Origin of the sequence: Paraburkholderia suaedae (assembly GCF_040812055.1) — a bacterium.
Lineage (GTDB): Bacteria > Pseudomonadota > Gammaproteobacteria > Burkholderiales > Burkholderiaceae > Paraburkholderia.
Genome location: NZ_JBFOAH010000005.1, coordinates 347,779 through 359,586, shown reverse-complemented (window position 1 = coordinate 359,586; position 11,808 = coordinate 347,779). Strand labels below are relative to the sequence as shown.

Annotated in this window: 7 protein-coding genes and 2 pseudogenes; 4 read left to right on the top strand and 5 right to left on the bottom strand. The window is 61.9% G+C overall.

The features are described from left to right. Positions 1–632, bottom strand: a pseudogene (locus ABQJ48_RS10630) (hypothetical protein); the annotation flags it as partial. Between the two features lie 301 nt (positions 633–933). Between ABQJ48_RS10630 and ABQJ48_RS10625 the strand changes: the two are divergent. Continuing rightward, positions 934–1,131: a hypothetical protein gene (locus ABQJ48_RS10625; RefSeq protein ID WP_367837871.1), complete on the top strand. Its 198-nt coding sequence runs from the start codon at positions 934–936 to the stop codon at positions 1,129–1,131. 163 nt (positions 1,132–1,294) lie between these two features. Here the strand turns inward: ABQJ48_RS10625 and ABQJ48_RS37825 are convergent. Then, a pseudogene (locus ABQJ48_RS37825) lies at positions 1,295–1,456 on the bottom strand (tyrosine-type recombinase/integrase); the annotation flags it as partial. A gap of 144 nt (positions 1,457–1,600) precedes the next feature. Between ABQJ48_RS37825 and ABQJ48_RS10620 the strand changes: the two are divergent. The 3 genes from ABQJ48_RS10620 to ABQJ48_RS10610 all read left to right on the top strand — a co-directional run bounded on the left by ABQJ48_RS10620 (position 1,601) and on the right by ABQJ48_RS10610 (position 3,533). Further along, complete coding sequence (locus ABQJ48_RS10620) at positions 1,601–1,975, top strand: glutaredoxin family protein (protein ID WP_367837870.1); 375 nt, start codon at positions 1,601–1,603, stop codon at positions 1,973–1,975. A 582-nt stretch (positions 1,976–2,557) separates the two neighbouring features. Next, complete coding sequence (locus tag ABQJ48_RS10615; protein ID WP_367837869.1) at positions 2,558–2,950, top strand: DUF3331 domain-containing protein; 393 nt, start codon at positions 2,558–2,560, stop codon at positions 2,948–2,950. A 46-nt stretch (positions 2,951–2,996) separates the two neighbouring features. Further along, positions 2,997–3,533, top strand: coding sequence for a hypothetical protein (locus ABQJ48_RS10610; protein WP_367837868.1), 537 nt, complete (start codon positions 2,997–2,999; stop codon positions 3,531–3,533). A gap of 198 nt (positions 3,534–3,731) precedes the next feature. Here ABQJ48_RS10610 and ABQJ48_RS10605 read toward each other — a convergent pair whose 3' ends face one another. Genes ABQJ48_RS10605 through ABQJ48_RS10595 form a run of 3 tightly spaced genes read right to left on the bottom strand, consistent with a single transcriptional unit; the run spans position 3,732 to position 11,805 of the window. After that, positions 3,732–5,273 (bottom strand): efflux transporter outer membrane subunit, encoded by a 1,542-nt coding sequence (locus ABQJ48_RS10605; RefSeq protein ID WP_473094127.1) that lies wholly within the window; start codon positions 5,271–5,273, stop codon positions 3,732–3,734. Then, on the bottom strand, positions 5,270–8,611 hold the full coding sequence (locus ABQJ48_RS10600) for an efflux RND transporter permease subunit (RefSeq protein WP_367837866.1): 3,342 nt from the start codon (positions 8,609–8,611) through the stop codon (positions 5,270–5,272). Before ABQJ48_RS10600 ends, ABQJ48_RS10605 begins: the two co-directional genes overlap by 4 nt. Then, positions 8,608–11,805, bottom strand: a complete 3,198-nt coding sequence (locus ABQJ48_RS10595; RefSeq protein ID WP_367837865.1) for an efflux RND transporter permease subunit — start codon at positions 11,803–11,805, stop codon at positions 8,608–8,610. Before ABQJ48_RS10595 ends, ABQJ48_RS10600 begins: the two co-directional genes overlap by 4 nt. Positions 11,806–11,808: the final 3 nt, after the last annotated feature.

Below are 11,808 nucleotides of genomic sequence, written 5' to 3'. Positions count from 1 at the left end.
AGCGCGGCCACAATCTGCTCCACCGAATACTGTTTGTGTTTCATCGCCAACCTCCCGTGCTGTGGGGAAAATTGCTCCGAAACACTAACACTCATTTCTGTCCAGGATTTCTGCAGCAGTTCAACAGCTGCTCCGAGGAATGCCGCACCCGACAGAAACCGGTAGCAATATTTCGGTCTGCCCGGGGGCCGCAACCTGAAAGCGATCCAGCCGATGACGATGCGGACGTACGCAAGAAACGCCGATAGCAGAGCGATTCTGGCATTGACGTTTGGCGATATGTACCCCCAATAGACCATCCCGGATACCAAGGCGCCGTACGCGACATACTCGAACGAGCGCGATGGCCGAAGACCAAAGAACTCCCGACACCCCTGCAGCATCATGAGCGCGGCAGCGCCGAACAATGTGCTCGCAACAACGATAGCCAGCTTGTGTGGGGGCACTTGCAGCATTAGCAGAACAAGCGCTACGGCTATCACGGCGTTTGCGCAAATCCAACGGGGCAGGCCCGGTATCCCGGCACGCAGGAGCGAACCGAAAACCGCCATACTCATCGCGCTGGACATGATGGCGACAAGCAAAAGAATGCCGGGACTGAACATACCTGTTGGGGCTAAGTCGAAACTCATACGGTTCTGGATTAGATGGCCTCAAAGATATCGCACGTTCAAGCTCTTATGCGCTGCGGCTTTTCGACGGGAGTTGCAGAGCACGGGCTCTCGTATGTGTTTACGGCAGGCGCGTCGCAGTCTTTAATCAAGAATGCGACGCGCGGGGACCGGTGCGAGCCTGGCACGGTCGCGTGGCGTGAGAAACCTTGTGCGCCGTGACCGCGGCAGGTCCAGCGCCCGGAATGGTGTTCGGTCGGGTACCGCCCGACAGCGCCACTCGAGTGAAGAGAAAGGGCGCGATGGTCAATAGATATGACCGTTGAAAGGCACCCTGTTCGATCAACAGAAATGCAGAACGCCTTCTGGCGTGAATCCGGAAGTTCCGATGGCTCCGGTCGTCGGAACGAAGCTCACGCCACAGCTGGTGGCCGCAACGGCGTCCATTGCCGACTTTGGCAATGATGCCAGCACCAACAATCAGACAATGGTAATGCCTGGCATTCGCCACCACTTCTAATTCGTCCACTGAGTGTTATCGACGAGCGACTTCCTTGCAGCCGCCACGCAAAGGGCCTTGGGGGAGTTGCAACTGTCAGGCGTGTCGTGGCCCGCCACGCTGGCCCGTGGCTGCGGAAGTTGTCCGCAAACTCCAGCACGAAACGCTGCTGGGTGCGGGCTCGTTCGGGAGGCAGGCGGTCCAGTGGACTGGTGACCTCATGCAGCACCGTGGCCACCTCGACGTAAACCGCCGTGCCCTCCCGCTTAGCGTGGCCGGGCAGCACCTGGATTACGCGGATGTTCCCCTCCTCTTCGAGCAGGTGAGTGACGAAGCTGTGACGCAGGCGGCCGGTTCCCTGGCTCGATCCACTCGATCAGCTGAACACGCGGCAACCTCTACAGTGCGATCGCCGTACTCCGGCCGGAAGCAGTTGGACCCGGGAACGAGTAGACTTGCGGGCTCCCTTTCGTCGATCAAGGTAGTCTTTATGTTGATGAGAATCGTGCGTGTCGGTCTCGGCCAGTTGATTTTACTCGGCGACGCCATCAGTCGCCCGCGCCCGCAACGTCGTGCGGCGCAAGGTCAGGCAATTGTGGAAAAAGATGCGGCGCGGCTGTCGCTGTATCAATTCCGTGCGTGTCCTTTCTGCGTCAAAACCCGGCGCGCGCTGCATCGCCTGAATGTGCCGATGACACTGCACGACGCCAAAAACGATCCGGTTGCACGAGATCGCTTGCTTGCCGGCGGTGGCAAATTGAAAGTGCCCTGCCTACATATTCAGGAAGAGGACCAGTCGCGTTGGTTGTACGAATCCAACGCCATCATCGCCTATCTGGAGCAACGCTTCGCAGGGATCGCCTGACCCGTCGCGGGCAGCCGTGAGCTAAGCCGCACACGCGTAGTGCACGACCTCAAAACGCCACTGGATTTCGCAGCCGCGGGTGCCGGTCTATGCGCCGCATCCGGTGCATATTGCGCCGGCGCCGCGGTACGTCGCACGGCGACCGGTAATCTACACGCCCTTTCCGAATTACTAATCTGCCCGGGTGGCGCGAGCGTCGGCTTTGCCAAATATGCAGACTTGCGCTCGGCCATCATTCGAAGGAGCCCGTGCCGGGAACCCGAACATAACATCAATTTAATCTGTGCGTCAGCGTGCATTTACCTTCGACTGTACAGAATGGGAGCTAGTCACTTCCGTTACGACGAGGTGGTGAGATCAAGGCTTCAATGACCGAGTGCGAAGCCGACCATACCTGAATCGAGGCGGTCATTCACTATGAAGGCTTGTGTCTTTGCAACACCGGTTGCCGGTGTACTTGCCGCAGCGGCACGATCTCCTTTACACAGCACGCTACTGTGCCGTTGACTGGTGCCGAGGCCGATAACTAGCCTCGCTTGATCGAAAACCGCCAATGTTGTGAAACTGTCGAAGGAGCGTTGGATGTTTGAGACTAGTGCGGAAGTATGGTCGCAAACCGTCGCGATGATTGCTCGTGCGTGCACGGCCCGGGAAGAGCCTGCGCGAACGCGCCGTGGCGAGCGACGGCGGTGTGCCGTCGCACACGTGCCGGAGTGGGCGCAGCCGACTGTGACCGTGCTGGAACGAGCGACTCCGCAGACATTGACCGTCTCGTGGTGCGATTCGCGTACCGGTCATTATGGACATCAGACCTGGCAGGAACGCATCGCGCGGCGCACTGGGAGGTGTGTATTGAGCGGCTGTAGTATCGCAGCGGGCGATCATGTGTACAGCCCACAGGTTAGGGGATCGCCACCGCCGAATGCGCAAGCGATGATCATCGCTTCATGTGTGGATGCCTATCCGGTAGCTTGATTCGGACTCGCGCCGCTTCGACTCCGGGTCGCGGGCACCGGCGACGATGACCTACCAGTTCAAGCGTCGACCGCATTCTGCCCCAGATCTCTCTGAACCTTGTTTCAACACGCGCATGGCACGAGCAAACCGAAAGCCCACCCGCCCGGGTAACCACCGCAAACCGCTGAGCAAGTCATTGCTGCTGCCAATGGCGGCGCAATCCGCGCGCGACATCTCGCTCGCGCATCATCTTGCGCTGGCTGCTTGCCGACGCGACAGCGGCAACCGGCATCAGATCAACACGTTGCTCCGTTCGGTGTATAGGGCTTACTACCTTCAGCGCATGGGATTTGGGCAGGTGCCGTTTGCATGTTACGAACACGCTCAAGCGGCGTTCCGAAACACCGTCGCACTGGCCGCGAAACGTGCCAGGTGGATAATCAGGGAGCAGGACGCCCCCGCAATCGAACGCTTGCTCGCGCTGCACGACCGGCAATTGAGCGAGGCTCCGATGCACCGAGTGGTCGAAGCCGAAAAACGACTCCGCCATTTCGTGGCCGGCACCCGCGCTTCGCCGTTAGTCCCCCCGACATCGGATTAACCGTGGTGGTCTTGCTTCCCATGAACGCGTGCACTTTTGAGCGATGCCGCGCGCCAACCGTGTCAGCCCCGCGCCCGCGTCACGCTAAAGGCGCGTCCCTCGCGTGGCGTGCCGGTGCGCTACGGAGACCGAATTGCACAGGTACTGAGTAAGGCACGGGGGCGCGCGCGATGTCCGCTGTGGAATGCTCGCACGAGGTCATTGGCCTGACGTAGCGCCCGCCGTGACAACCGGCGCGGATTGCTTTCGCGCCGCCAGCGACGGCTCAGCTTGCGACACCTGCGTCCGATTCGCCCCGTGCGCGCCCCGAGGGTCGTGCAATTGATCCGCGGACCAACCCCCGCCCAGATCGCCGAGCAGCGTGGCCGATGCAACGAGTCGCTCCTGCTCCACGCTCAACGCCGTTTGCTGCAGGCTCAATTGGGCGGTCTGCGCGGTGGCGACCGTCGTATAGTCGACGGTCCCGGCCTGGTATTCGTTAAACGCGATTTCGGCCCCACGCGCCGCGTCGCGCACCGCGCCGTCCAGCACCTGTGATTGTTGCTCGAGAATCCGCAGGCTTGCGAAATCGTCTTCGACGTTCTGAAACGCGGTGAGCACGGTGTTGCGATAATTCGCGACCGCCCCGTTATAAGCGGCTTTCGTGGCGTCCACATCGGCGCTGCGCAAGCCGCCGTCGAAAATCGTTTGCGATGCGGCGGCGCCTAGCGACCACACGTAGTTTGCCGCGTGCAGCAGACCGGAAAGCGGCGATTCAGCCAAGCCCTCCATGCCCGACAGGGTAACGGTCGGGTAATACGCGGACACCGCGACGCCGATCGCAGCATTCTCTTCAGCCATCTGCCGCTCGGCAGTCGCTATGTCGGGGCGCCGCTGCAGAAGCGTCGAAGGGACACTGACGGGTACGTCCGGCAGAACCGGCAGCGCACTGATGCGCCCGACGTCGAGATCCTCGGGATTGCGCCCCACCAGCACCGCGATCGCGTGCGCATACCTGGCGCGCGAAACCTGCAGCGCGATCAGACTCGAGCGCGTGCTCTCCAGTTGCGTGCGCGCGAGAATAAGATCGGACGGCGGAATCGTGCCGGCCTCGTCCTGGTCGCCGATAACGCGCAGATAACCCTCGTACGCCTTCACCGTCTTTTGCAGCAGATCGATGTTCGCGTCGCTTGCACGCAGATTGATCACCGCTATGGCCAGCGTGACTTGCTCGGACAACGTCGCGTAAGCGAGCATCGCCTCGGTCGCCTGCGCGTTCGCTGCGCGCTCTTCGATCGTGCGCCGCACCTGCCCCCAGAGATCGGGCGCCCAGCTGACGTCGCCTTCCAGCGCGCCTGCGTTGGCGATCGCGGCTGAGTTGCCCGAACGCGTGGCCGAGCTGGTGACGCCGATGGTCGGGAACAGGCCGGAGCGCGCCTCGCGTACCTCGGCGAGCGCCTCCTGATAGTTGTAGTAATCCAGTTTAACCGTCTGGTTCGAGACCGACACAAGCGGCTCCAGCTGGTCGAGCAACGGATCGTGAAAACCGGTCCACCAGTCGCTTGGTGGAGCGGCCTCGCTCGGCGCCGCCTGGGTCCAGCCGGGCAGCTCGCGATAGGCCACGGGCGTGGCGACCTGTGGCCGGTGATAGTCGGGGCCGACTATGCAGCCCGCGAGCAGCAGCGCGGCGGCGGTCCCGGCCAAGCCGGTACGGGCGGCGCGCAGCCGCCCCTTTAACAAGCGCAACGGCTTCATCTTCATGTCCTCGTATCCGGCAGCCGGTTCCATGGCAGCTTCGCCGACCACAGCGCGAGGCGCGCCCGCAGGCGGTCAAGATACAGGTAAATCACCGGAGTTGTATAAAGCGTGAATACCTGACTGAGCAGCAGGCCGCCCATCACCGTCACGCCGAGCGGCTGACGCAGCGAGGCGCCCTGCCCGATGCCGATCGCAAGTGGCACTGCACCCAGCACGGCGGCAGCCGTGGTCATCATGATTGGCCGCAGCCGTATTACGGCTGCCTGGTGAATCGCGCTACGTGCGTCGAGTTTCTGGTCGCGCTGCAACTGGATCGCGACATCGACCATCATGATGCCGTTCTTCTTCACGATACCGATCAGCAGGATCATGCCGATGATGGAAATCACGGAAAGCGGCGTGCCGAAGATCAGCAGCGCCAGCGTGGCGCCGATACCTGCGGAGGGCAGCGTCGAAAGAATGGTAATCGGGTGAATCGTGTTTTCATACAGCACGCCGAGCACGATGTAGACCACGCCCAACGCGGCGAGAATCAGCAACGGCACCGTGCTCATCGACTGCGCGAACGCCTGCGCGGCGCCCGCGAACGCACCATGAATCGAAGCGGGCATGCGGATGTCCTGGCTGGCCTGGGCGATCGCGCGGCTCGCCTCGCTGAGCGACCCGTTCGGAGGCAGGTTGAACGAGACGGTCGCGGCCACGAGCCCGCTCTGGTGATTCACCTGGGTCGCCGTGCGGCTGTTACTGAACGTCGCGAATGCCGGCAGCGGCACCATCGTTTCGGCGGCTGTACTGTCCGCGCTGCCGCTAGAACTGCCGCCCTTGCTGTTGGCGATGCTGTTGGTCGCCTCGTTCGCTTCTGCATCCGAATTCAGTGAACTGGTATTCGCGGTGCTGCCCATGCTATTGACGGCGTTGCTGGCTACCCCGACGGTCGCGCCGGTGGCAAGTGTCTGTGTCGACTGCGGGACGGTGCTTGGCGAATACTGCGTCTGCGCTGTCCCGCTCGCGTTTCCGGCCGCGGTGCTCGCGAAGATCTGATTGAGCGACTGCGGGTACTGCCAGTATTGCGGCGCGACTTCCATCACGACGAAGTACTGGTTTAGCGGGTTGTAAATCGTTGAGACGGTGCGCTGACCAAATGCGTCATACAGCAGGTTATCGACCTGATTTGGATCGAAGCCGTACCGCTTCGCCGTGCTGCGGCTCATATTCACGTAAGTCTGCAGACCGTTCTGCTGAAGGTCCGAGTTCACGTCCAGGAGTTCGCCCCGATGTTTGTTCAGCTCGGTGACGAGGCGAGGCACCCATTTGTACAGTGCCTCGGGATCGTCGCTCGTGAGCGTGTACTGATATTCGGCGGCAGACTGACGGCCGCCGATGCGCAGATCCTGCTGTGCCTGCATGAACAGCCGGGCGCCAGATACCTGGCTGAGCTTTGGCCGCAGCCGGTTCACCACTTCGGCGGCGCTAACGTGACGCTGGGACAGCGGTTTCAGTTCCACGAACACATTGGCGGTATTCAACGCCCGCCCGCCGGTAAAGCCCGCCACCGAGGCGACGGCGGGGTCTTTACCGACGATTGATTGCAACTGGGCGAGCTTTTTTTCCATAGCCGGGAACGACACGTTCTGGTCCGCGATGATCTGGCCGACCAGGATGCCGTTGTCCTGCTCGGGAAAGAACGTCGCGGGCAGCAGTTTGAACAGAAATACATTGCCAACCAGCAACGCGATCAGCAAAAGGCCGATCAGCATCGAGCGGTCGAGCACCGCGTCGAGCGAGCGTGCATAAGCCTGCTTGAAGCGTTCGAACTGCCCGTCGATCCACACAGCCCAATGCGCTTTGGCGTGGCCGGCGCGCTCGCGCGAGAGTACGTACGCGCACATCGTCGGAGTAATCGTCAGCGAAATCAGCAGCGAAAACAGTATTGCAATCGACAGGGTGACCGCGAACTCGTGAAACAGCAGTCCCACGACGCCCGGCATCAGCAGGATCGGCAAAAAAACCGCAATGAGCGACAGGCTCATCGAGAACACCGTGAAGCCCACTTCCGCGCTGCCGCGCAACGCGGCTTCCCGCGGTGACGCACCTGCTTCGAGATGGCGCGCGATGTTTTCCGTCACGACAACCGCGTCGTCGACAACAAAGCCGGTGCCGATGGTCAGCGCCATCAGAGACAGGTTGTCGATGCTGTAGCCGAGCAGATACATCGGCCCAAATGTGCCGATGATCGACAGCGGCAGCGCGACGGCCGGGACCAGCGTCACGCGCGGGGACAGCAGGAAAATGAACACGACGACAAGCACCAGCAGCACGGCGATGAACAGCGTGCGCTCGGTATCGCTGACCGACGCCTTGACCGACTGCGAATGGTCGACCGCGACACCGACGTGAATGGAACTGGGCAGCGCGGCTTCAATGGCGGGCAGCCGCGCCCGGATCTGCTGGACGGTATTCACAACATTGCTGCCCGGCTCCGGGTAGACGATGACAAGCACTGCCTCCTTGCCGTTGTAGAGACCGGCGTTGCGGATGTTCTCATTCGAATCGCGTACGTCCGCGACATCGCGCAGCATTACCGGCGCACCATGGCGGTACGCAATCACGAGATCACGATACGGCGTGGCGTGGCTGATCTGGTCGTTCGACAGGATCTCATAACGCTGGCCGTTCTGTTCGATGTGGCCTTTTGGGCTGTCCGCGTTCGCCGCGCCGAGCGAGGCGCGCACGTCCTCGAGGCCGATACCGTAGCTGTTCAGCTTGCCGGGTTGCAGCTCGACGCGCACCGACGGCAACGCGCCGCCGCCCAGAGTGATCTGTCCAACGCCTTTGATCTGCGAAAGTTGCTGCTGGATCACCGAGTCCGCGGAGTCGTAGAGCTGCGCCTTGGTCAGTGTGTCCGAGGTCAGCGCGAGCACCATCACTGGCGCATCGGCCGGGTTGTATTGCCGGTATGTCGGGTTCGCGCGCAGCGTCGTCGGCAAGTCCGCGCGGGCCGCCTGGATCGCCGCCTGCACATCCCGCGCTGCTCCGTTGATATCGCGGTCAAGCCCAAACTGGATGACGATCATCGACATGCCGACGTAGTTGGTCGACGTCAGCTCGTTGACATCGGCGATAACACCTAGACGCCGTTCGAGCGGTTCGGCCACCGTGGATGCCATGATCTCGGGGCTCGCACCAGCCATCGTCGCTTGCACGACGATCACCGGAAATGCGACGTTCGGCAGCGGCGCAACCGGCAAGCGGAAATACGCCAGCAGCCCGGACAACAGGATCGCGACCGCCAGCAGCGTGGTTCCTACCGGCCGCCGGATAAACAGCGCGCTGGGATTCACGAGGCGGGCTCCGCGGCGTCCCCGCCCGGGCCGTCGTCAGGGCTTCGCTCGCGGCCGCCGTGCGTGCTGTTTCGTGCTTCACCGTTTTGCCCATCGTCGCGACCATGGTCACGGCCACGGCGTCGGCGCAGGCGCTCAGCCATCCGGTCGAAGAATAGATAGATCACCGGCGTGGTGAACAGCGTCAGGATCTGGCTGAGCGTGAGGCCGCCGATGATTGCAAGACCCAGCGGCCGGCGCAGCTCCGAGCCCGTGCCGGTGCCTATGAGCATCGGCAATGCGCCCAGCATCGCAGCGAGCGTCGTCATCAGGATTGGACGGAACCTGAGCAACGACGCCTCGAAGACCGCGTCAGCCGGCGACTTGCCCTGCTGCCGCTCGGCCGCCAGTGCGAAGTCGACGATCATGATCGCATTCTTTTTCACGATCCCGATCAGCAGCACAATGCCGATAATCCCGATCACATCCAGATCGCTGCCGGCAATCATCAGCGCAAGCAGCGCACCAATGCCGGCTGACGGCAGCGTCGAAAGGATCGTGACTGGATGGACGAAGCTCTCGTAAAGCACGCCAAGCACAATGTAGACGGCAACCAATGCGGCAATCAGCAGATAGACCTCGCTCGACAGCGAGTCCTCGAAGGCTGCCGCCGCGCCCTGGAACGATGACGTGATCGACGGCGGCAACGCGACCTCCTGCTCTGCCTTGCGGATCTCGGCCACTGCGGTGCTGAGCGACGCGCCGCTCGCCAGATTGAACGAGATCGTCACGACCGGGAACTGCGCGAGATGGTTGATCGACAGTGGCGACTTCGTCAGGCGGATTTTAGCAATCTCGCGTAGCGGGACCTGGCCCGCGCTGCTGGTCTGGCTCGGCAGGTACAAGTCGCCGAGGGACGCGACATTCGGGATCGAATGGCGGTTGGCCACGAGGACCACGCGGTACTGGTCGGACTGCTCGAAGATCGTCGACACAATGCGCTGCCCGAGCGAGTCGTACAACGCATTGTCAATCGTTGCGGGCGTGATGCCGTAGCGCGCTGCCAACGGCCGGTTCACCTCGATGTCGACGCTCAGACCCTCGCTGTCCTCATCGCTCTGTACGTCCGTGATCGATGAAATCCGTTTCATCTTCGCAATCAGTTCTGGCACCACCTGGCTGAACGCCTGCTGGCTCGGCCCCCGTAACGCCAGGCTGTACTGGTTCGGCGATACCGTCGTGTCGAGCGTGAGATCTTGCTCCGGCTGCAGATAGAGCCGGATGCCGGGCACTTGCGCCGCCTCGCCCTGCAGCCGGCGCGCAATCTGCAAGGCGCTCAGCGAGCGCTCGTCGTGCGGGCGCAGGTTGATCAGGAAGCGGCCGTTGTTCAGCGTCGGGTTGATCCCGTCGATGCCGACGTACGATGTAATCGATGTGACGTCAGGATCCTTCAGGATCGCGCCAGCCAACTTCGCCTGGCGGTTCACCATCGCGTCGTACGAGACCGAGTTGTCCGCCACACTGATGCCCTGGATGACACCCACGTCCTGCACTGGAAAAAGACCCTTTGGAATGGCGACATACAGCACGACCGTGAGCGCCATCGCCGCTAGCGCGATGACCAGCGTGAGCGTCTGATGGCGAAGCACCCAGCGCAATCCGCGCTCATAGAGATTGAGCGTGCGGTTGAAGATGCCCTCGCTGATCCGCTCGAAAGCACTCGGATGGCGTTGCACCTTCGCGCGAAGGATTCGCGCACACAGCATGGGCACCAGCGTCAGCGACACCACCCCGGAAATGACGATCGTGACAGCCAGCGTGACCGCGAACTCACTGAACAGCCGGCCGATTACGCCACCCATGAACAGCAGCGGAATCAGCACCGCGATAAGCGATACGGTCAGCGACAGGATCGTAAAGCCGATCTCGCCGGCTCCGGCCAATGCCGCCTCCAGCGGATTCATCCCCTCTTCGAGGTAGCGAACGATGTTCTCGATCATCACGATCGAATCGTCGACGACGAAACCCGTTGCGATGATCAGCGCCATCAGCGACAAGTTGTCGATCGAGTAATGCAGTTCGTACATCACCGCAAGCGTGCCGATCAGCGACACCGGGACCGAGATGCTGGGGATGATCGTCGCGGGCAGGTTGCGCAAGAACACGAAGATCACCATCACCACCAGCGCGATGGCGAGTATCAGCTCGACTGCCGCATCGGATACCGACGAACGGATCACCCCTGTGCTGTCCGAGACCACCCTGACCTGCATACCGGCCGGCAGCGTCGATTCGAGCGCGGGCAACTGCTTCTTGATCTGGTTAACCGTGGCGATCACGTTTGCGCCGGGCTGGCGCTGCACGTTCAGCAGGATCGCCGGCGTGTGGTTGATCCATGCACCGCGCTCGACGTCCTGCGGAGCAGTCGACACATGGGCGACATCGCGCAGGAAGACCGGGGCGCCATTCTGATACGCAATGACAGTGTCGAGATAATCTTTCGGGTCGCTGATCTGGTCGTTGCCATTGATCGTGTAATCCAGCTCCGGCCCGTCGAAATTGCCCTTCGGCTGGCTGATATTCACGTTCGCTAGCAGCGTACGCAGGTCGTCGATATTCAGGCCATACCCAGCAAGCTTGTGCGGGTCCGCCTCCACTCGAACCGCCGGCACATTGCCGCCCGCCGTCGTGACAAGACCGACGCCTGGCACCTCCGAAATCTTCGAACCGAGCCGATTGTTCGCGACGTCCTGCAACTGGGTAAGCGGCATCGACTTCGACGTCACGGCAAGCGTGAGAATCGGCTGGTCAGCCGGGTTGACCTTGGCGTATGTGGGCGGTGCGGGCAATCCGCTCGGCAGAAAACTGTTGGCCGCGTTGATCGCCTGTTGCACGTCCTGCTCGGCAACATCAAGGTTTAGCGAAAGGTCGAACTGCAACGTAATGACCGACGCGCCCTCGGAGCTGTACGAGACCATCTGCTGCAAACCGGGGATTTCCCCCAGTTGGACCTCGAGCGGCGCGGTGACGGTGGTGGCCATCACGTCCGGGCTCGCACCCGGATAGAAAGTTTGTACCTGGATGGTCGGATAGTCGACATCGGGCAACGACGACACGGGCAGAAAGCGCATCGCGACGATGCCCACCAGCACGAGCGCGATCACCACCAGTAACGTGGCGACCGGCCGCAGAATGAATAGACGGGAAATATTCATCAG